Source organism: Mycolicibacter engbaekii (assembly GCF_002101585.1).
GTDB lineage: Bacteria > Actinomycetota > Actinomycetes > Mycobacteriales > Mycobacteriaceae > Mycobacterium > Mycobacterium engbaekii.
Genome location: NZ_LQOT01000035.1, coordinates 107,854 through 126,841, shown reverse-complemented (window position 1 = coordinate 126,841; position 18,988 = coordinate 107,854). Strand labels below are relative to the sequence as shown.

The window sequence follows — 18,988 nt, the reverse complement described above, 5'->3', positions numbered from 1 at the left end:
GTCCGACCCTTCGCGGCGTGTCGTAGCCGCGTTGTGACCTTCGGCGACTATTCCGTGCCGTAGTCGCCGATGTCGCCCAGGTGGTCGCGCGCCGACACCCGCCCGTCGGCCAGGTGATAGGTGGCGCCGACGACCGCCAGCGAGCCCGCAGCGATACCGTTGGCGATCACCGTGGATCGACTGGCCAGCATCGACACGGTCTCGTTGACGTGCCGGGCCTCGAACTCGTCGACGGCGCTCAGCCCGTCACGGCGGCCCAGCAGGATCGACGGCGTCACCCGTTCCACGATGTCGCGCAGGTAGCCACCCGGAACGGCGCCACCGTCCAGCGCTGCCAGCGTTGCCTTGACCGCGCCGCAGCTGTCATGGCCGAGCACCACGATCAGCGGAACGTTGAGGACGGCCACGGCGAACTCGAGCGAGCCCAGCACCGCCGAGTCGACGACATGGCCGGCGGTGCGGACCACGAACATGTCGCCCAGCCCCTGATCAAAGATCAGTTCGGCGGCCACCCGGCTGTCGCCGCAGCCGAACACCGCTGCGGTGGGTTTCTGGCCGTTGGCCAGCGCGGCACGACGCGCGACGTCCTGGCTGGGATGAATGGGCTCGCCGGCGACGAATCGCTCGTTACCCTCCTTGAGTGCTTTCCACGCTGACACCGGGTTTGAGTTGGGCATGCCTCATATTTTGCACGCCATCCCGCGCGAGCGCTTGGTGACTGTCCACCCCGAGGACGTGCTCAGCTGGTTCGCCACGGCCGAACGCGATCTGCCCTGGCGCGCCGGTGATGTCACGCCGTGGCAGATCCTGGTGAGCGAGTTCATGCTGCAGCAAACCCCGGTCGCCCGGGTGCTGCCGATCTGGCCGGACTGGGTGGCGCGCTGGCCGACCCCGTCGGCTACCGCGGCAGCCAGCCAAGCCGATGTGCTGCGGGCCTGGGGCAAGCTCGGCTACCCCCGGCGCGCCATCCGCCTGCACGAATGCGCCGGCGTGATCGCCCGGGACTTCGCCGACGTGGTACCCGACGACGTCGAACTCCTGCAGCAGCTACCCGGTGTCGGCAGCTACACCGCCAGAGCGGTGGCCTGCTTCGCCTACCGGCGACCGGTCCCGGTGGTCGACACCAACGTGCGGCGGGTGGTGGCCAGGGCGGTCCACGGCCAGGCCGACGCGGGCCCCGCCTCTGCCAAGCGCGACCACGCCGACGTCTCCGCCCTGCTGCCCGGCGACGACCAGGCAGCCCGGTTCTCGGCAGCCCTGATGGAGCTGGGCGCCCTGGTGTGCACCGCCCGGTCACCGCGCTGCGACGGCTGCCCGCTGCGCAGCACCTGCCGGTGGCGACTGGACGGTTCGCCCCCGTCCACCGCACCCAAGCGGCCCGCCCAACGCTATGCCGGCACCGACCGCCAGGTCCGCGGGCGCTTACTCGACGTATTGCGGGACACCGATTCCGCGGTGAGCAGGGCCGACCTCGACCTGGCCTGGCCGGTGGACCCGGTTCAGCGCGAGCGCGCCTTGGCCTCCCTGCTCGGCGACGGCCTGGTCGAACGGCTCGCCGACGGGCGCTTCGCCCTGCCCGGTCAGGACAGAAACGACTCGACGGCCTCGCGGTAGGTCTGCGGCGCCTCGTCGTGCACCAGGTGTCCCGCCTCGGGAACGCACAGGTAGGTGCTCTCGAAGCCGACGCTGTGCATCTGGCGCATCTGCCCCGGCGGGGTCACCGAGTTGCCGGCCTCGATCAACAACGTCGCGCAACGCACCTGCTGCCACTGCTCCCAGTAATCGCGGGCGCCCCATTCGGCGGCGATCTGCAGCCACCACTCGGGGCGACCATGCAGCCGCCAGCCGGTCTCGGTGCGGTCGAAGGCCTCCAGGAAGTAGCGTCCGGCGATGTCGCCGAATTCGGCGATCACCTGCTCGGCGCTGCCGAACTCGACAGGCAGGGCATGCACCCAGGGTTCCCACGCGCCGGTGGTGCGGCCCCGGAAGTCCGGTGCCATGTCCTCGACCACCAGCTCGGAGACCAGGTCGGGGCGACGGGCGGCCAGACACCACGAGTGCAGCCCACCCATCGAATGCCCGACCAGGCGCACCGGGCCGGGCAACTGCTCCACCGCGCAGGCCAGGTCGGCGACGAAGCGTTCGGTGCTGATCGGGTGCGGGTCGGCCACCTCACGGCCACGGTGCCAGGGCGCGTCGTAGGTGTACACCGCCCCCAGCCGGGTCAGCCACGGCAGCTGACGCCCCCAGGTGGTGCCGCGGCCCATCAGTCCATGAACCAGCACCAGCGGCGTCCCGTGCCCGCCGCGGTAGGTCAGCAACTCGGTCGACGCGGTCTTCACCCGGGGCACGGTAGCCTAGGCCCCATGTCAGTGGTGAAGATCAACGCAATCGAGGTGCCCGCCGACGCCGGGCCCGAATTGGAGAAGCGATTTGCCCACCGGGCACACGCGGTGGAGAACCAGCCCGGTTTCCTTGGCTTCCAGCTGCTGCGTCCGGTCAAGGGCGACGACCGCTACTTCGTGGTCACGCACTGGGATTCCGACGAGGCTTTCCAGGCATGGGCCAAGGGACCGGCCATCGAAGCCCACGCCGGGGAGCGGGCCAAGCCGGTGGCCACCGGAGCCTCGCTGCTGGAGTTCGAGGTCGTGCTCGACGTTGCCGGAAACGCCGCTTCGGACTAGTCCTGTGCGGCGCCGACTGGCGGCCTGGACCACCTCTCTGACTCTGGTCACCGTCGCCGGGGCTGTCGCCGGTTGTGTCCCTTCGCCGGCCTCACCGGCCGACCCCGGCGCCGGGGCCGGGGCCGGCGGGGTGACGATTTCGACCAAGACACCGCCGGGTCTGCGCGCCAAGCAGACCATGGACATGCTGAACTCCGACTGGCCGATCGGTCCGATCGGAGTGGCGACCCTGGCGGCACCGGACAAGGTCGAGCAGGTGGTCACGACCATGGAGTCGCTGTGGTGGGACCGCCCGTTCCGCCTCGATGGCGTCGACATCAGCGCCGGCGCCGCCACCTTGCACCTGATCACCTCCTACGGGGCGCGTCAGGACATCCGGCTCCGCACCGACGACAACGGCATGGTGGACCTGTTCAAAGCGACCACCGAGTCACCGGACATCGGTTCCTGGCACGACCTCGACGAGGTGCTGAGCAAGACCGGGGCCCGGTACTCCTACCAGGCCGCACGGGTGGACCGGGGTGCCTGTAAACCGGTGGCCGGCGCCAACACCGCCGCGTCGCTGCCGCTGGCGTCCATCTTCAAGCTGTACGTGCTGCTGGCCGTGGCCAACGAGGTGAAGGCCGGGAGACTGTCCTGGGATGACCCGCTGACCATTACCGCCCGAGCCAAAGCGGTGGGCTCGTCGGGCCTGGAGGAACTGCCCGACGGCGCCCATGTCTCGGTACGCAGGGCTGCCGAGAAGATGATCGCCACCAGCGACAACATGGCAACCGATCTGCTGATCGGCCGGGTGGGCACGCATGCGGTCGAGCGGGCGCTGGTCGCGGCCGGCCACCACGACCCGGCCAGCATGACGCCGTTTCCCACCATGTACGAAATGTTCTCGGTGGGTTGGGGCAAGCCGGATATGCGTGAGCAATGGCAGCACGGTTCACCGCAGGAACGGGCAAAGTTGTTGCAGCAGGCCGATTCGCGGCCCTATGAGCCCGACCCGGTGCGGGCACATGACCCCGCGTCGGCCTATGGCGCCGAGTGGTACGGCAGCGCCGAGGACATCTGCCGGCTGCACGTCGCATTGCAGGCCGCTGCGGTCGGCGCGGCCGCACCGGTCCGCGAGATGCTGTCGGCAGTTCGCGGCATCGACCTGCCCCGCACCGAGTGGCCCTACATCGGCGCCAAGGCCGGCGGCCTGCCCGGCGACCTGACTTTCAGCTGGTACGCCGTGGACCGGGGCGGTCAGCCCTGGGTGGTGAGCTTTCAGCTCAACTGGCCGCGCGATCACGGCAAGAGCGTCGGCAGCTGGATGCTGCAGGTCGCCAAGCAGGCGTTCGCGCTGTTGCCCGGCTAGGGCGGCGACGGGCCGAAAATGAATCTGGCGACGTGACCCGCCGGGTCACGTCGCCAGAATTCAACGATCGAAACTACTCCGCAGCCGCCTTGGCCAGGTCGGTCGCCTCGGCTGTCGGCTTCGGGCTACCAGCGAAGGTGAACACGGCGTTCTCGTGCGCCCCCTCGCCGTCCCAGTTCTCCACGTCGACGGTCACCAGCTGGCCGGGACCGAGCTCTTCGAACAGGATCTTCTCCGAGAGCTGGTCCTCGATCTCGCGCTGGATGGTGCGCCGCAGCGGACGCGCACCCAGCACCGGGTCGAAGCCACGCTTGGCCAGCAGGGACTTGGCCCGGTCGGTCAGCGCGATGTCCATATCCTTGGCCTTGAGCTGCTTGGCCACCCGGCCGATCATCAGATCGACCATCTGGATGATCTCTTCCCTGGTGAGCTGGTGGAAGACGATGATGTCATCGATGCGGTTGAGGAACTCCGGGCGGAAGTGCTTCTTGAGCTCGTCGTTGACCTTGAGCTTCATCCGCTCGTAGTTGTTCTCGCCGCCGCCCTGGGTGAAGCCCAGACCAACCGCCTTGGAGATGTCCGAGGTGCCCAGGTTGGAGGTGAAGATCAGGACACAGTTCTTGAAGTCCACCGTGCGGCCCTGACCGTCGGTGAGACGACCGTCCTCGAGGACCTGCAACAGGCTGTTGTAGATCTCGGAGTGGGCCTTCTCGATCTCGTCGAACAGCACCACCGAGAACGGCTTGCGCCGCACCTTCTCGGTGAGCTGGCCACCCTCTTCGTAGCCGACGTAGCCCGGAGGGGCACCGAACAGCCGCGACGCGGTGAAGCGATCGTGGAACTCGCCCATGTCGATCTGGATGAGCGCGTCGTCGTCGCCGAACAGGAACTCCGCCAGCGCCTTGGACAGCTCGGTCTTGCCGACGCCGGACGGCCCGGCGAAGATGAACGAGCCCGAGGGCCGCTTGGGGTCCTTCAGGCCGGCGCGGGTACGCCGAATCGCCTTCGAGACGGCCTTGACCGCGTCTTCCTGGCCGATGATCCGCTTGTGCAGCTCATCTTCCATCCGCAGCAGGCGGGTGGTCTCCGCCTCGGTCAGCTTGAACACCGGGATGCCGGTCCAGTTGCCCAGAACCTCCGCGATCTGCTCGTCGTCGACCTCAGCCACGACGTCCAGATCACCCGAGCGCCACTGCTTTTCGCGCTCTGCCCGCTGGGCGACGAGTTGCTTCTCCCGGTCCCGCAGACTGGCGGCCTTCTCGAAGTCCTGCGCGTCGATCGCAGACTCCTTCTCGCGGCGCGCGTCGGCGATCTTCTCGTCGAACTCGCGCAGGTCCGGCGGCGCGGTCATCCGGCGAATCCGCATCCGGGCACCGGCCTCATCGATCAGGTCGATCGCCTTGTCCGGCAGGAACCGGTCGTTGATGTAACGGTCGGCCAGGGTGGCCGCCGCCACGATCGCCGAGTCGCTGATCGAGACGCGGTGGTGAGCCTCGTAACGGTCCCGCAGGCCCTTGAGAATCTCGATGGTGTGCTCAACGGTCGGCTCGCCGACCTGCACCGGCTGGAACCGGCGCTCCAGTGCCGCGTCCTTCTCGATGTACTTGCGGTACTCGTCGAGGGTCGTGGCGCCGATGGTCTGCAGTTCACCGCGGGCCAGCTTCGGCTTGAGGATCGAGGCCGCGTCGATGGCGCCCTCGGCCGCGCCGGCACCCACCAGGGTGTGCAGCTCGTCGATGAACAAGATGATGTCGCCGCGGGTGTTGATCTCCTTGAGAACCTTCTTCAGGCGCTCTTCGAAGTCGCCGCGGTAACGGCTGCCGGCCACCAGTGAACCCAGGTCCAGGGTGTAGAGCTGCTTGTCCTTGAGCGTCTCGGGGACTTCGCCGGCGACAATGGCCTGCGCCAGGCCCTCCACCACGGCGGTCTTGCCGACACCGGGCTCCCCGATGAGCACCGGGTTGTTCTTGGTGCGGCGAGACAGCACCTGCATGACCCGCTCGATTTCCTTCTCGCGGCCGATCACGGGGTCGAGCTTGCCCTCCATGGCGGCGGCGGTCAGGTTGCGGCCGAACTGGTCGAGCACCAGGGAGGTCGACGGTGAGCCGGACTCGCCGCCGCGTCCGCCGGTGCCGGCCTCCGCGGTCTCCTTGCCCTGGTAGCCGCTGAGCAGCTGGATCACCTGCTGACGGACCCGGGTCAGGTCGGCGCCGAGCTTGACCAGCACCTGGGCTGCCACACCCTCGCCCTCACGGATCAGGCCGAGCAGAATGTGCTCGGTCCCGATGTAGTTGTGGCCGAGTTGCAGCGCCTCACGCAGGCTCAGCTCGAGCACCTTCTTGGCGCGGGGCGTGAACGGGATGTGCCCCGACGGCGCCTGCTGGCCCTGGCCGATGATCTCTTCGACCTGGCTGCGCACCCCTTCCAAGGAGATGCCCAGCGACTCCAGCGACTTGGCGGCCACGCCCTCGCCCTCGTGGATGAGACCCAGCAGGATGTGCTCGGTCCCGATGTAGTTGTGGTTGAGCATCCGGGCCTCTTCTTGGGCCAGGACGACGACCCTGCGGGCACGGTCGGTGAATCTCTCGAACATCGGTGGCTACCTGCTCTCCCTCGCGATCGGCACGATCGGCCTCGGCTCGGCCGGCGCGCCTGCCGTCCACTCTAGTGGGCGGCGCACTGTGCTGTGACCTGCCTTGCAGTGCGCGGGCAGATCGATCACCCGATGCCGGGTCCCGAAAGACCCAACTGCGGATACAGGGGGACAACGTCCAAACCCGCGAAAAACGTTTCCGGCGGCGGTCAGGTTCGCCAGCAGCGAAACCTATGGGGTCCGTGCGGCGGCCCCAGCTTCGCCTCTCCTTCGTCGAGCCTCGCTGAACCGCCGGTCAGGTCGCGGCGGCCCCAGCTTCGCCTCTCCTTCGTCGAGCCTCGCTGAACCGCCGGTCAGGTCGCGGCGTGAAATGCGTCGATGATGTCGGCCGGGATACGCCCGCGGGTGGACACGTTGTGACCGTTGCGCCGGGCCCATTCCCGGATGGCCGCGCTCTGCTCGCGGTCGATGGCGCCCCGGCGCCCCCCGCCCGAACGTCCGCGGCGACGGCCACCGACCCGGCGGCCCGCGTCGGCCCACTTCTTCAGTTCTGCGCGCAGTTTCGTGGCATTTTTGCTCGAAAGGTCGATCTCATAGGTCACCCCGTCCAGGCCGAATTCGACCGTTTCGTCGGCGGCACCCTCACCATCGAAATCATCGATCAAGGTGACGGTCACTTTTTTCGCCATTGGTACCCCTTGGTTAGCTTTCCTCGCGCAAACGGTGCGCAAAGCCGTATTCGACCTCGCCGCCTAATGTGCCATAAAAATTCGCCCGCTTCAACACAACAGGTGTCGGCGCAGTTCAGTTGCCTTGTCGGCGAACAATCGGAAACAAAACCGTGTCCCGAATTGATAGTCCCGTCAAGACCATCAACAGACGGTCGATACCCATTCCGGTTCCGGTACAGGGTGGCATAGCGTGTTCCATCGCCGCCAGGAAGTCCTCATCCAGTGCCATCGCCTCGTCGTCGCCCGCCGCCGCCGCCGCGGCCTGCGCCGCGAACCGCTCACGTTGCACCACCGGGTCGATGAGTTCGGAGTAGCCGGTGGCCAGTTCGACACCGCGCATATACAGGTCCCACTTCTCGGTGACGCCGGGGATACTGCGGTGCTGGCGCGTCAGCGGTGTGGTCTCCACCGGGAAGTCCCGGACGAACGTCGGGGCGCTCAAGTCATGACCCACGGCATGTTCCCAGAGTTCCTCGACCAGTTTGCCGTGCCCATAGCCACGGTCGGTCGGGATTTCGACGCCGAGACGATCGGCGATCGCCCACAGGTGTGCGACTGGGGTGTCCGGGGTGATCTCCTCGCCGAGCGCGGCCGACAGCGAGGGATACATTTCAACGGTCGCCCATTCGCCGTCGATGTCGTAGACACTGCCGTCGGGAAGCGGCAGTTGACGGGTTCCGATCACCTCGTCGGCGACTTCTTGAATTATCTCCCGCGTAGCCAAGGCGGAGTCGTCATACGTGCCGTAGGCCTGGTAAGTCTCCAACATCGAAAACTCGGGCGAATGAGTGGAATCAGCGCCTTCATTCCGGAACACTCGATTGAGCTCGAAGACTCTGTCGAAACCGCCCACAACGCACCGTTTGAGGAACAGTTCTGGTGCGATTCTCAGGTAAAGGTCGGCGTCCAGGGCGTTGGAATGGGTGACGAAAGGTCGGGCGGCCGCCCCGCCGGCCAATGTCTGCAGCATCGGCGTCTCTACTTCCAGGAATCCGCGCCGCTCGAGCGCGTTGCGCACCGACCGAATGACCGCGATCCGCTGGCGCGCCACGGTCCGCGCCTCCGGCCGGACGATCAGGTCGACGTAGCGCTGCCGCACCCGCGACTCCTCGCTCATCTCCTTGTGCGCTACCGGAAGGGGCCGCAACGACTTCGAGGCCATCTGCCAGGAGTCCGCCAACACCGACAACTCGCCGCGGCGGGAGCTGATCACCTCGCCGTGCACGTAGACGATGTCGCCGAGGTCGACGTCGGCCTTCCACGCCTCCAGCTCCTGCTCCCCGACACTGGCCAGGCTGATCATCACCTGCAGTTGGGTTCCGTCGCCCTCCTGCAGGGTCGCGAAGCACAACTTGCCCGAGTTGCGGGCGAACACCACCCGCCCCGCAATGCCGACGACGTCGCCGGTGGCGGTGTCAGCGGCCAGGTCGGGGTACTGGGCCCGGATCTCGGCGAGGGTATGGGTGCGCTGCACCGCCACCGGATAGGGGTCGCGGCCTTCGGCCAGCAGTCGAGCCCGCTTGTCGCGGCGGATCCGGAACTGCTCGGGGAGGTCGGATTCGTCCTGCGTATGGCGGGAGATGTCGGCGGAGCTCACGACCGGCCAGCTTAGAGGAACAGGGCAGCCAGAACGAAAAGCCGACGGCCGTCAGCGCGCCGGGCGCAGCCTGCCGCGCTGGTTGTTGCGGTTGCGTTCGAACACCAGCCGTAGCCCGTCCAGGGTGAGGTTGGGGTCGTGGTGGTCGACGGTCTCCAGATCGGCGAGCAACAGCGGCGCGGTGTGGCCGGTGGCCACCACGGTCACGTCGTCGCCGGCGCTCGCGGCCTCCTCGCGTACGCGGCGGACCAGCCCGTCGACCAGCCCGGCGAACCCGTAGATCGCGCCGGCCTGCATGCATTCGACGGTGTTCTTGCCGATCACCGAACGCGGACGGGTGAGTTCGACCCGCCGCAGCCCCGCAGATCGTGCCGCTGCGGCATCCGAGGAGATCTGCAGGCCCGGCGCGATGGCGCCGCCGAGAAATTCGCCCTTGGCGGAAACCACATCGACGCAGATCGACGAGCCGAAGTCGACGACGATGGCCGCCGTCTTGAACTTGTGGTAGGCGGCCAGTGCGTTGACGATACGGTCGGCACCGACTTCCTTGGGGTTGTCCACCAGCAGCGGGATCCCGGTGCGCACACCGGGCTCGATCAGCACCGCCGGGACCGCGGGCCAGTACTGGTCGAGCATCAGTCGCACCTCGTGCAGCACCGAGGGGACTGTGGACAGCGCGGCGACACCGGTGAGCTGTTCGCCGTCGTCGCCGATGAGACCGTCGAGGGTCAGCGCCAGCTCGTCGGCCGTGATCTCCGCCTCGGTGCGGATCCGCCACTGCTGCACCACATTTGCGTGCTCACCGGAGCCGGTGATCAGGCCGATGACGGTGTGGGTGTTGCGGACGTCGATCGCCAGCAGCACGGCTAGCGCACGCTTCGGGGCGAGAGCAGATCAGAGACGTCGTCGGGTACGAAAGCCGGGTCGTCGCCGAGATCCACCTGCTTGTTCTCGGCGTCGACGAACACGATCCGCGGGCGGTACTGGCGCGCCTCAGCGTCTTCCATGGTGCCGTAGGCGATCAGAATCACCAGGTCCCCGGGATGCACCAGATGCGCGGCCGCACCGTTGATCCCGATCACGCCGCTGCCCCGCTCGCCGGTGATGGCATAGGTCACCAGTCGGGCGCCGTTATCGATGTCGACGATCGTCACCTGTTCACCTTCAAGCAGGTCGGCAGCGTCCATCAGGTCGGCGTCGATGGTCACCGAACCCACGTAGTGCAGATCGGCGTGGGTGACCGTGGCACGGTGAATCTTCGACTTGAGCATCGTCCGAAACATCAATTCCTCCGGGTTGATACGGGAAATACATCCGAACCGACCGACGCCACCTCTGCGTCGATGGGACATCCGAGGGTGATGGCCGCGTTGTCGAGCAGCCGGGTGGTGCCGACGCGGGCGGCGATCAGCAGCCGCCCGGGCCCGTTCGCGGGCGCCGGGCCGAGGTCGGTGCCGCGGACCTGCAGGTAGTCGACGTCGACGCCCTCCACCGCGGACAGCACCGCGGCCGCGGCGTCCAGCGCCGCCTGGGCGCCGTCAGCTGCCGCGCGCTCACCGGCGGCCAAGGCGGCCGACAGGGCGGTCGCGGCCTCACGCTGGGCGGGGTCGAGGTAGCGGTTGCGCGACGACATTGCCAGGCCGTCGGCTTCGCGCACGGTGGGCACACCCACCACCGTCACGTCCAGGTTCAGATCGGTGACCATCTGGCGCACCAGCACCAGCTGCTGATAATCCTTCTCCCCCAAGAACACCCGGTCCGGATTGACGATCGAAAGCAGTTTGGCGACCACGGTGAGCATGCCGGCGAAGTGGGTCGGGCGTGCGGCGCCTTCGAGTTCGGCTCCCAGCGCGCCCGGGTTCACCGCGGTGCGCGGGCCGTTCGGGTACATCGCCGCGGCGGTGGGGGTGAAAACCAGTTCGACGCCCGCGTCACGCAGCGCGGCCAGATCCTGGTCCAAGGTGCGTGGATAGGCCTCCAGGTCTTCACCGGCCCCGAACTGCAGCGGATTGACGAAGATCGACACCGCCACCACCGAGCCGGGCACCCGCTGTGCCGCTGCGACCAACGACAGGTGGCCCTGATGCAAGGCGCCCATGGTCGGCACCAACATGACCCGGCGACCGGTGGCGCGCAGGGCACGGCTGACGCGGGCGACGTCGTCGGGCCGGTCGTAGACGTTGAGTCCACCGGCGGTGAAGGTGGGCCCCGGGCCCCGGTGCGGGTGGGAGCTCATCGCGCCAGGACCTCCAGTACGTCGTCGGGTGCACCGGCCCGGTGCGCGGTGCGTAACGCGTTGGTCCGATAGGCCTCGGCCAGGTACGGATCGACGCCGGTGAGCGCCCGCAGATGCCCGGCCACGGTCTTGGCGTCGCCGCGGGCCACCGGCCCGGTCAGCGCTGACCGGCCGTCGCGCAGGGTGTTGGCCAGCGCTGCACGCACCAGCGGTCCGAGCACCCGCTCGGCGATGCCGTCCGGGTCCTCGGCCATGCCCGAGCCCAGCCGCGCGGGCAGCGCCGCCCGCAACGCCGTCAGCGCGTCGTCGATCACCGTGACCACGTGGTTTCCGCCGTGACACAACGCGGCGTGGTAGAGGGTGCGCGCGGTTTCGTCGACCCGAAACGGTTCAGCACCGATCTCACAGGTCAGCGCCTCGGCGACGGCGAAGCCGACCTCGTCGGCGGCGGTGATGCCGAAGCAGCTTTCCGACAACCGGTCGATGTCCTCGTCGGAGCCGGTGAACGTCATCGCTGGGTGGATGGCCAGCGGCAGGCAGCCCTGTTCGGTCAACGGCGCAAGCACCCCGATCCCGCTGGCGCCGGAGGTGTGCACGACGATCGTTCCTGCCCGCACCGCGCCGGTGGCCGCCAGGCCGGAAACGATGCCGGCCAGTTCGGTGTCGGGTACGGCGAGCAGGAGCAGTTCCGCGTCGGCCGCCACGTCGGGAGCCGGCAGCACCAGGCTGTCCGGAAGACGGTGCCGGGCCCGCTGCCGGGACTCCTCGGAGATGGCGCTGCACGCGACCACGACGTGCTCGGCGCGCTCGAGCGCTACGCCGAGTGCGGTGCCGACGCGGCCGGCCGAGATGACGCCGACCTTGAGCCGGGCGGGCCGCAGTCCGTCGAACTGCGCCATGCAGACGACCTCACAGGTTCTCTCGATATTCGTTCCAGTCCCGCTCTGCGGGTACCGGACGGTCGCCGGAATTCTATCCCGATCCGCGACTGCCTCGGGAGTGACGTTGGTCGCAGTGCGTGGCGGTCAGTCTTCGCGGCGGCGGCGCCGACGGCCCTCGACGGGCCCCTGCTGCAGGCGGGCCAGCAGGTCGGCCACCGACTGACCGCCGGTACCGGGTTCATCCGCGTGGCCGTGCCGTCCCGGGGTGGCAGCCTCGGGTTCGGTCTCCGGCGATCCGGCGGCCTCCCCTACCGGGGACTCGACCGGCGGGAGCCGGAAGTGGTCGCCGTCCGATTCGGCAGCGTGACGCGAGCGCGCCCGCCGGCGCCCCTGCCCCTCCGGGCGTGCCGGCTGCGCGCCGCTGTCGGAGTCGGCTGGGCCGGCGTGGCGACCGTGCCTGCTCGGCCTCTCCTCGCTGCGTTCCGGCGCCGGGCGCCGGAGCGATTCTGCCGCCGCATCTGCCGACCAGTTGCTGCCCGGCGCGCCGGGCGGACGCCACTCCCCTTCGGCACCAACAGGTTTCCAGCTGGGGGCCGAGGACGAAACCCAGGGCGGTGGCGGTGGCGGTGGTGGTGGTGGCGGCGGTTCGGGCTCGCGGCGCGTTTCGGCAGCGACGAAGGGCTGCGGCGGCTGCGCCCAGCCCCCGGCAGCCGGTGGCGGCGCGGTGTCCTCGGAGGCCCGGCGGGGCGACTCGTCCGCCCTGCGGCGATGCGAGCCACGCCGGCCATCGGCGTACGAGGGCGCCTGCGGGGACACCTGGGGTGATTCCTGGGCCGACTCCTGGGGCAGGGGGCTGCCGGCGGCCGGAATCCGCACCTCCGGTACGTCGATGATCGGATTCTCCGCGGTCTCGGTGACCGAATCCGGCGGATAGCCGGTGGCGGCCGACGACGTGGCGCGGGTGGGTCCACCGGGAGTGGACTCCCCGCCCGAGCGCGCCCAGTCGCTGTAGGCACGAACCGGAGTGCGCTCCGGTTCGAGAGCCGGCCGCTGACTCAGGTCTGCGTCGAACAGAATCTCCAGGTTGGTGCGCAGCGCGGCCAACTCGGCGCGCAGCGCCGCGACCTCGTCAGCGGCCTGCGCGCGCAGCTCGGAGGCCAGCTCGCGACGCAGCTGGGACTCCACCGTGAGCTCGTACTCGCGCCGCGCCGAGATCTCCCGATCCAGTTGCAGGTCATAGACCAGTTTCAGATCACGGGCGCGGGCCTGGTCGACATCGCTCTGCCGCCGATAGATCACCGAGACGAACGCCGCCGCGACCGCAGCCCATAGCGCGATGATGACCGCGAGCTTGAGCAGCTCCACCCGGTTGGTGAACACCAGCGCCGAACTGGCGGCGATCGCCAGGATCAGCAACGCCGTCATCAACGTCCAGCCCGGCCTGCGGCCTCCACGCCGACCCGGGGCGCGGAACAGGACCGAATTCATCTGCGCGGCTCCACCTCGTCGCTTCGTCCCGTTTCGTCGCTGGCGCGCATTGCCCGACTGTACCTGGGCGAGGTCAATCAGCGTGTCGCCCCGCACCGGCGATTCTCACCCGGGTTGTTTTCCGGGCAGCTCGGTGGGCGGGCCCGGATCGTGCGGCGATTTGCAGCAATTCTGCAGCCACAACGCCGCGATGAGCAGCGCCAGGGCGCTGGCCGCCGCCACCACCGCACCCGAGGTGTCCTCAGCGGCGACCTGCAGGCTGGAACGGCGCGGCAGCAGGTAGCCGAGCACGCCCAGCCAGAAGCCCAGCACCAGCGACCCCATCCACGCCGACGCTTTGGCCACCACCACCGTGCGCGCCACCGCCAGCGGATGCAGCCGGCCCGCCCCGGCACCGATCTGACCGTCGGCGATCTTGCGTCCGACGTAGCGGCCCCAGCCGGCCTCGGCGATAGCGACCGCCAGCAGCGATATGCCGGTCCACACCGTGATCGGGGGAAACCACCGGTACAGCAGCGGGACCGCCAGGTAACTCAGGATCGCGACGGCAACCGCCGCCGCGGTCACGTCGCGGGTACGGGTCGGCCCCATCAGTTGCCCCCGACGCGCGGGCGGTGCAGCACCAGATCCGTCAACGCCACCCCGTCCCGCTCGGCGGGATCGAGGTCATCGAGAAGGTCCTGCACCGCCCGGGACCGGTCTCCCACGGTCAAGCGCGCGTCGGGTTCCACCGACAACCAGGGAACCAGGACGAAGGCGCGCAGGTGGGCCCTGGGATGCGGCAGGGTCAGGGCCTCGTCGTCGGAGCGCACCGGCGTGCCGTCGGCACGCCGGCAGCTGATCACGTCGACATCCAGGGTTCGCGGCCCCCACCGCTGCATCCGCACCCGTTCGGCCGCCTGCTCCAGTTCGTGCGCCCGGCGCAGCCAGTGCCGCTCGTCGGCGGCCGGGTCGTCGACGACGAGCACCGCGTTGAGGAAGGGACCCTGTGGCACGCCGCCCCACGCCGCGGTCTCATATACCCCCGACACCGCGCGCACCGCGCTGCCCAGGCCGTCGACCGCCGACTGCAGCCACGCCAGTCGGTCCCCCAGGTTGGAGCCGATGGACAAAACCGCGCGGCTCACGCCGGGACCACCCTGCCGCGCCGGTCGCCCCGCGAGCGCCGTGCCACCACCGCCACGTCGGCGAAGGCAAGGGGAATAGGCGCCTGCGGTTTGTGCAGCGTCACCTCGACGGCTTGCACCCGCAGGTCGCCCATCACCTCCTCGGCGATCTCGGCGGCCACGGTCTCGATCAGATCGCGCGGCGGCCCCGCGACAATGTCCGCCGCGCGCTGCGCCAGCAGACCGTAATCGTAAGTGTCGGACAGGTCGTCGCTGGCCGCGGCGACGGTGAGATCCATCCAGACGGTGATGTCGACGACGAAATCCTGACCGTCGGCCCGCTCGTGGGCGAACACCCCGTGGTTGCCCCGCACCGTCAAGCCGCGCAACTCGATCCGATCAGTCACCGGCCCCGCCTCCTTGCCTCCAGGCTTCGACGACTCGCAGCGCATCGGCCGAGGCCCGCACATCGTGCACCCGAACGCCCCAGGCGCCGTGTAGAGCGGACAGGGCCGAGACCACCGCCGTGGCCGTTTCGCGTTCGTCGGGCGGCCGCGGCGTGCCGTCCTCGCCGGACAGCAGCGTACCGAGAAACCGCTTGCGGGACGCCCCGATGAGCACCGGCAATCCGAGTTCGACCAGTTGCGGCAACCGGTGCAGCAGCGCCCAATTGTGTTGCGCGGTTTTGGCGAAGCCCAGTCCGGGGTCGATGATCAGCCGTGCCGGGTCCACGCCGGCGGCCACTGCCGCGGCGACGGCGGCGAGTAGATCCTCGCGCACCTCGGCGGCGACGTCGCGGTAACAGGGCACGCGGTGCGGGTTCTCCGGGTCGACCGGGCGCCAGTGCATGAGCACCCATCGGGCTCCCGAGGCGGCCACCAGCGGTGCCATGTCGGGGTCCGCCGCTCCCCCGGACACGTCGTTGACGATCGTGGCGCCGGCGTCGAGCGCCGCCTCGGCGACGGCGGCGTTCATCGTGTCGATGCTGACGGTAATACCGTGGGCGGCGAGTTGTTTCACGACCGGAACCACGCGCTGCGCCTCTGCCCGCGGATCGACGCGCACCGCTCCGGGGCGCGTCGACTCACCCCCCACGTCGATGATCGCCGCGCCCTGGCCCGCCAGTTCCAGGCCGTGCTCGACAGCACGATCGAGGTTGAGGTAGCGCCCGCCGTCGGAGAACGAATCGGCGGTGACGTTGACCACCCCGACGATCTGGACGCGTGGCTGGCTCACTTGCGCAGGATGAGTTCCAGGGCCTCGGCGCGCGACGTGCTGTCGGATTTGAACTGCCCCCGAACCGCAGAGGTGGTGGTGATCGCACCGGGTTTGCGCACTCCCCGCATCGCCATACACAGGTGTTCGGCTTCGACCACCACGATGACTCCGCGTGGGTCGAGTTTGCGCATCATCGCATCGGCGACCTGCGCGGTCAGCCGCTCCTGCACCTGGGGCCGCTTGGCGTAGAGATCGACCAGCCGAGCCAGCTTGGACAGGCCGGTGATCCGTCCGTCGTCGCCCGGGATGTAGCCGACGTGCGCGACACCGTGAAAAGCCACCAGATGGTGCTCGCAGGTCGAGTAGAGCGGGATCTCCTTGACGATCACCAGCTCCTCGTGCTGCTCGTCGAAGGTGGTCTCCAGCACCTCATCCGGATCGGTGTAGAGCCCGCCGAACATCTCCCGATAGGCCCGCGCCACCCGCGCGGGGGTGTCGAGCAGACCCGCCCGGTCGGGATCTTCGCCGACGGCGAACAGCAGCTCGCGTACGGCAGCCTCCGCGCGCGCCTGATCGAAAATTGCCGACGACATCGTCGACCCCGCTTTCTCAGTCACCCGACGGCTGCTCGGACCGATTCTTCTCGGCACTGCGACCGCCGCCGTCGGCCTCACCGGACGGTACCGGCGGTGGCGGCGGCTGGCCTGCACCGGGGTACGGCTGGTGCTGCTGATACGGCGGGTACTGCTGAGCGGGTGGGTAACCCTGGTGCGGCCAATGCTGGGGCGGATACCAGTAGCCGCCCTGCTGCGGGGGCTGCGACTGCTGCTGTGCGGGCGGCCAGCCGGGCGCCTGCCAGCCCGCCGGGGCGCCGTAGTCGGGCTGGGTGGCCGGGGGCACCGCGTCGCCGCCGGCGGGCACACCGTTGCTCCCGTTGGGGCCGGCCTCGGCCGCCCTGGCCGCCGCCTCCCGCGTCGCCTGGGCGATGGCCGCTTTGAACGCCGGCTCGGGCTTGGGCTGCGGCCACGGTTCGCCGCGCTCGATGGCCAGTTCACCGGGGGTCTTGATCGGCGGCTTGTCGGACGGAACGCGGCCGCCGAAGTCGTCGAACGCCGTCAGCCGGGGCCGCTTGACGACGTCGCCGAAGATCTTCTCCAGGTCGGCGCGGTGCAGCGTCTCCTTCTCCAACAACTCACCGGCCAGCACGTCGAGGACATCGCGGTACTCGGTGAGGATCTCCCAGGCCTCGGTGTGGGCGGCCTCGATCAGCTTGCGGACCTCGTCGTCGATGCCTCGGGCCACCTCATGGGAGTAGTCGGGCTGCGTGCCCATCGCCCGACCGACGAACGGGTCGCCGTGGTTGCTGCCGTAGCGCACGGCGCCGAGTTTGGCGCTCATGCCGTACTCAGTCACCATGGCGCGCGCGACCGCGGTGGCTTTCTCGATATCGGAGACGGCGCCGGTGGTCGGCTCGCGGAACACCAGTTCCTCCGCGGCGCGCCCACCCATGGCGAAGACCAGCTGGGCGATCATCTCCGAGCGGGTGCGCAGCCCCTTGTCTTCCTCGGGAACCGCCACCGCGTGCCCGCCGGTACGGCCGCGGGCCAGGATGGTGACCTTGTAGACGGGGTCGATGTCGGGCATCGCCCAGGCCGCCAGGGTGTGGCCGCCCTCGTGGTAGGCGGTGATCTTCTTCTCGTGCTCGCTGATGATTCGGCTCTTGCGGCGGGGGCCGCCGATCACCCGGTCCACCGCCTCTTCCAAAGCGGCGCCGGTGATCACGGTGCCGTTCTCGCGCGCGGTCAGCAGCGCCGCCTCGTTGATCACGTTGGCCAGGTCCGCGCCGGACATGCCTACCGTGCGCTTGGCCAGTCCGTCCAGGTCGGCGTCGGGCCCGATGGGCTTGCCCTTGGCATGCACCCGCAGCACCGCACGCCGCCCGGCGATATCGGGGTTGGTCACCGGGATCTGGCGGTCGAACCGGCCGGGCCGCAGCAGCGCGGGGTCGAGGATGTCGGGCCGGTTGGTGGCCGCGATCAGGATCACCCCGCCTCGATCGCCGAAGCCGTCCATCTCCACCAGCAGCTGGTTGAGGGTCTGCTCACGCTCGTCGTGGCCACCGCCCATGCCGGCGCCACGCTGGCGGCCCACGGCGTCGATCTCGTCGACGAAGACGATGCACGGGCTGTTCTGTTTGGCCTGTTCGAACAGGTCCCGCACCCGGGAGGCGCCGACACCGACGAACATCTCCACGAAGTCCGAGCCGGAGATGGTGAAGAAGGGCACGCCCGCCTCACCGGCAACCGCGCGGGCCAGGAGCGTCTTGCCGGTGCCCGGCGGGCCGTAGAGCAGCACGCCTTTGGGGATTTTGGCGCCCAGCGCCTGGTAGCGGGCCGGGTTCTGCAGGAAGTCCTTGATCTCGTAGAGCTCCTCGACGGCCTCGTCAGCACCGGCGACGTCGGCGAAGGTGGTCTTGGGCATGTCCTTGCCCAGCTGTTTGGCCCGGGACTTGCCCATGCCGAAGCCCATCCGCGCCCCGCCCTGCATGCGCGAGAACATCACGAACAACCCGATCAGCAACAGCATCGGCAACATGTAGATCAGCAGCGAGCCCAGCAGGCTGCCCTGATTCACCGTGGTGTTGATCTCGGCCTTCTTGGCGGTCAACGCGGTGTAGAGCGGAACCGCATACCCGGTCGGGTACTTGGTGATCAGTTTGTCGACCTTCTCGGCCCGGCCGGACTTGTCGGCCTTGCCGGACTGACCGGTCACCTCGACGCTGGTGAGCGGGTTCTTGAGCACCAGGCGCAGCTGCTGCTCGCGGTCGTCGAGCTGAGCGCTCTTGACGTTGCCACTGTGAATCTGGGCCACCGCGACGGAGGTGTCGACCGGCTTGTAGCCGCGCGTGTCGTCACTGAAATAGAAGAACGACCAACCGAGCAGCAGGATCACTGCGATCGCGGTGACGGTTCGGATCACATTTTTGCGATTCATCAGACATCGGCCGGACGCGGCCAAATCCTTCCAATTACATGCAGCGGGGCATGTTCAGGCTACCGTCCCCCGGCACAAACGGGCCCAGGGCGGCCACCGCAGACCCACT

At 69.0% G+C, this 18,988-nt stretch carries 19 protein-coding genes; 3 read left to right on the top strand and 16 right to left on the bottom strand.

The window, feature by feature from the left end; all coding sequences use genetic code 11:
- Positions 1-47: 47 nt before the first annotated feature.
- The gene (locus tag AWC02_RS10850; RefSeq protein ID WP_085128771.1) at positions 48-677 is read right to left on the bottom strand and encodes a carbonic anhydrase; all 630 of its coding nucleotides are present in this window, start codon (positions 675-677) and stop codon (positions 48-50) included.
- Between AWC02_RS10850 and AWC02_RS10845 the strand changes: the two genes are divergently transcribed.
- Positions 676-1,614, top strand: coding sequence for an HhH-GPD family protein (locus AWC02_RS10845; RefSeq protein ID WP_085128770.1), 939 nt, complete (start codon positions 676-678; stop codon positions 1,612-1,614). The genes AWC02_RS10850 and AWC02_RS10845 overlap by 2 nt on opposite strands.
- Here the strand turns inward: AWC02_RS10845 and AWC02_RS10840 are convergent.
- Positions 1,581-2,267, bottom strand: a complete 687-nt coding sequence (locus AWC02_RS10840; protein WP_237160430.1) for an alpha/beta fold hydrolase — start codon at positions 2,265-2,267, stop codon at positions 1,581-1,583. The two genes, AWC02_RS10845 and AWC02_RS10840, sit on opposite strands and share 34 nt — an antisense overlap.
- A 99-nt stretch (positions 2,268-2,366) precedes the next feature.
- On the opposite strand from AWC02_RS10840, the gene mhuD reads away from it, so the two are divergent.
- Entirely contained in the window at positions 2,367-2,684 is a 318-nt protein-coding gene (mhuD, locus tag AWC02_RS10835) for a mycobilin-forming heme oxygenase MhuD (RefSeq protein WP_085128768.1), read from the top strand.
- Positions 2,659-4,035, top strand: coding sequence for a serine hydrolase (locus tag AWC02_RS10830; protein WP_085128767.1), 1,377 nt, complete (start codon positions 2,659-2,661; stop codon positions 4,033-4,035). The genes mhuD and AWC02_RS10830 overlap by 26 nt, the downstream gene beginning before the upstream one ends.
- 73 nt (positions 4,036-4,108) lie before the next feature.
- Here the strand turns inward: AWC02_RS10830 and clpC1 are convergent, their stop codons facing one another.
- The 14 genes from clpC1 to ftsH all read right to left on the bottom strand — a co-directional run bounded on the left by clpC1 (position 4,109) and on the right by ftsH (position 18,879).
- Positions 4,109-6,628, bottom strand: coding sequence for an ATP-dependent protease ATP-binding subunit ClpC (gene clpC1, locus AWC02_RS10825; RefSeq protein WP_085128766.1), 2,520 nt, complete (start codon positions 6,626-6,628; stop codon positions 4,109-4,111).
- A 353-nt stretch (positions 6,629-6,981) separates the two neighbouring features.
- The gene (lsr2, locus tag AWC02_RS10820) at positions 6,982-7,317 is read right to left on the bottom strand and encodes a histone-like nucleoid-structuring protein Lsr2 (protein WP_085128765.1); all 336 of its coding nucleotides are present in this window, start codon (positions 7,315-7,317) and stop codon (positions 6,982-6,984) included.
- Positions 7,318-7,432: 115 nt separating this feature from the next.
- The gene (gene lysS, locus AWC02_RS10815) at positions 7,433-8,956 is read right to left on the bottom strand and encodes a lysine--tRNA ligase (RefSeq protein WP_237160425.1); all 1,524 of its coding nucleotides are present in this window, start codon (positions 8,954-8,956) and stop codon (positions 7,433-7,435) included.
- 51 nt (positions 8,957-9,007) lie between these two features.
- Positions 9,008-9,820, bottom strand: coding sequence for a type III pantothenate kinase (locus AWC02_RS10810; RefSeq protein ID WP_085128764.1), 813 nt, complete (start codon positions 9,818-9,820; stop codon positions 9,008-9,010).
- Between the two features lie 2 nt (positions 9,821-9,822).
- Positions 9,823-10,239, bottom strand: coding sequence for an aspartate 1-decarboxylase (panD, locus tag AWC02_RS10805; protein WP_046314872.1), 417 nt, complete (start codon positions 10,237-10,239; stop codon positions 9,823-9,825).
- Positions 10,239-11,192 carry a pantoate--beta-alanine ligase gene (gene panC / locus AWC02_RS10800; RefSeq protein WP_085128763.1) on the bottom strand — a complete coding sequence of 318 codons (954 nt, stop codon included), beginning with the start codon at positions 11,190-11,192 and terminating at the stop codon, positions 10,239-10,241. The genes panD and panC overlap by 1 nt, the downstream gene beginning before the upstream one ends.
- Positions 11,189-12,091 carry a Rossmann-like and DUF2520 domain-containing protein gene (locus AWC02_RS10795; protein WP_085128762.1) on the bottom strand — a complete coding sequence of 301 codons (903 nt, stop codon included), beginning with the start codon at positions 12,089-12,091 and terminating at the stop codon, positions 11,189-11,191. Before AWC02_RS10795 ends, panC begins: the two co-directional genes overlap by 4 nt.
- Before the next feature lie 126 nt (positions 12,092-12,217).
- A complete protein-coding gene (locus tag AWC02_RS10790) occupies positions 12,218-13,561 on the bottom strand; it encodes a DUF6779 domain-containing protein (RefSeq protein WP_085128761.1) in 1,344 nt (447 codons plus the stop codon).
- Between the two features lie 105 nt (positions 13,562-13,666).
- The gene (locus tag AWC02_RS10785) at positions 13,667-14,152 is read right to left on the bottom strand and encodes a DUF3180 domain-containing protein (RefSeq protein WP_085128760.1); all 486 of its coding nucleotides are present in this window, start codon (positions 14,150-14,152) and stop codon (positions 13,667-13,669) included.
- Positions 14,152-14,688, bottom strand: a complete 537-nt coding sequence (folK, locus tag AWC02_RS10780) for a 2-amino-4-hydroxy-6-hydroxymethyldihydropteridine diphosphokinase (protein ID WP_085128759.1) — start codon at positions 14,686-14,688, stop codon at positions 14,152-14,154. Before folK ends, AWC02_RS10785 begins: the two co-directional genes overlap by 1 nt.
- Positions 14,685-15,074, bottom strand: a complete 390-nt coding sequence (gene folB / locus AWC02_RS10775; RefSeq protein WP_085128758.1) for a dihydroneopterin aldolase — start codon at positions 15,072-15,074, stop codon at positions 14,685-14,687. Before folB ends, folK begins: the two co-directional genes overlap by 4 nt.
- Positions 15,067-15,903 carry a dihydropteroate synthase gene (gene folP, locus AWC02_RS10770; RefSeq protein WP_085128757.1) on the bottom strand — a complete coding sequence of 279 codons (837 nt, stop codon included), beginning with the start codon at positions 15,901-15,903 and terminating at the stop codon, positions 15,067-15,069. Before folP ends, folB begins: the two co-directional genes overlap by 8 nt.
- The gene (folE, locus tag AWC02_RS10765) at positions 15,900-16,478 is read right to left on the bottom strand and encodes a GTP cyclohydrolase I FolE (protein WP_085128756.1); all 579 of its coding nucleotides are present in this window, start codon (positions 16,476-16,478) and stop codon (positions 15,900-15,902) included. Before folE ends, folP begins: the two co-directional genes overlap by 4 nt.
- Before the next feature lie 16 nt (positions 16,479-16,494).
- Positions 16,495-18,879 (bottom strand): ATP-dependent zinc metalloprotease FtsH, encoded by a 2,385-nt coding sequence (ftsH, locus tag AWC02_RS10760; protein ID WP_085128755.1) that lies wholly within the window; start codon positions 18,877-18,879, stop codon positions 16,495-16,497.
- Positions 18,880-18,988: the final 109 nt, after the last annotated feature.

Excerpts from the sequence above, each read along its gene's own strand:
- AWC02_RS10845 (WP_085128770.1), top strand. The coding sequence starts at position 676 with ATGCCTCATATTTTGCACGCCATCCCGCGCGAGCGCTTGGTGACTGTC.
- AWC02_RS10850 (WP_085128771.1), bottom strand. The coding sequence starts at position 677 with ATGCCCAACTCAAACCCGGTGTCAGCGTGGAAAGCACTCAAGGAGGGT.
- AWC02_RS10840 (WP_237160430.1), bottom strand. The coding sequence starts at position 2,267 with ATGGGCCGCGGCACCACCTGGGGGCGTCAGCTGCCGTGGCTGACCCGG.
- mhuD (WP_085128768.1), top strand. The coding sequence starts at position 2,367 with ATGTCAGTGGTGAAGATCAACGCAATCGAGGTGCCCGCCGACGCCGGG.
- clpC1 (WP_085128766.1), bottom strand. The coding sequence starts at position 6,628 with ATGTTCGAGAGATTCACCGACCGTGCCCGCAGGGTCGTCGTCCTGGCC.
- lsr2 (WP_085128765.1), bottom strand. The coding sequence starts at position 7,317 with ATGGCGAAAAAAGTGACCGTCACCTTGATCGATGATTTCGATGGTGAG.
- panD (WP_046314872.1), bottom strand. The coding sequence starts at position 10,239 with ATGTTTCGGACGATGCTCAAGTCGAAGATTCACCGTGCCACGGTCACC.
- panC (WP_085128763.1), bottom strand. The coding sequence starts at position 11,192 with ATGAGCTCCCACCCGCACCGGGGCCCGGGGCCCACCTTCACCGCCGGT.
- AWC02_RS10795 (WP_085128762.1), bottom strand. The coding sequence starts at position 12,091 with ATGGCGCAGTTCGACGGACTGCGGCCCGCCCGGCTCAAGGTCGGCGTC.
- AWC02_RS10790 (WP_085128761.1), bottom strand. The coding sequence starts at position 13,561 with ATGAATTCGGTCCTGTTCCGCGCCCCGGGTCGGCGTGGAGGCCGCAGG.
- AWC02_RS10785 (WP_085128760.1), bottom strand. The coding sequence starts at position 14,152 with ATGGGGCCGACCCGTACCCGCGACGTGACCGCGGCGGCGGTTGCCGTC.
- folE (WP_085128756.1), bottom strand. The coding sequence starts at position 16,478 with ATGTCGTCGGCAATTTTCGATCAGGCGCGCGCGGAGGCTGCCGTACGC.
- ftsH (WP_085128755.1), bottom strand. The coding sequence starts at position 18,879 with ATGAATCGCAAAAATGTGATCCGAACCGTCACCGCGATCGCAGTGATC.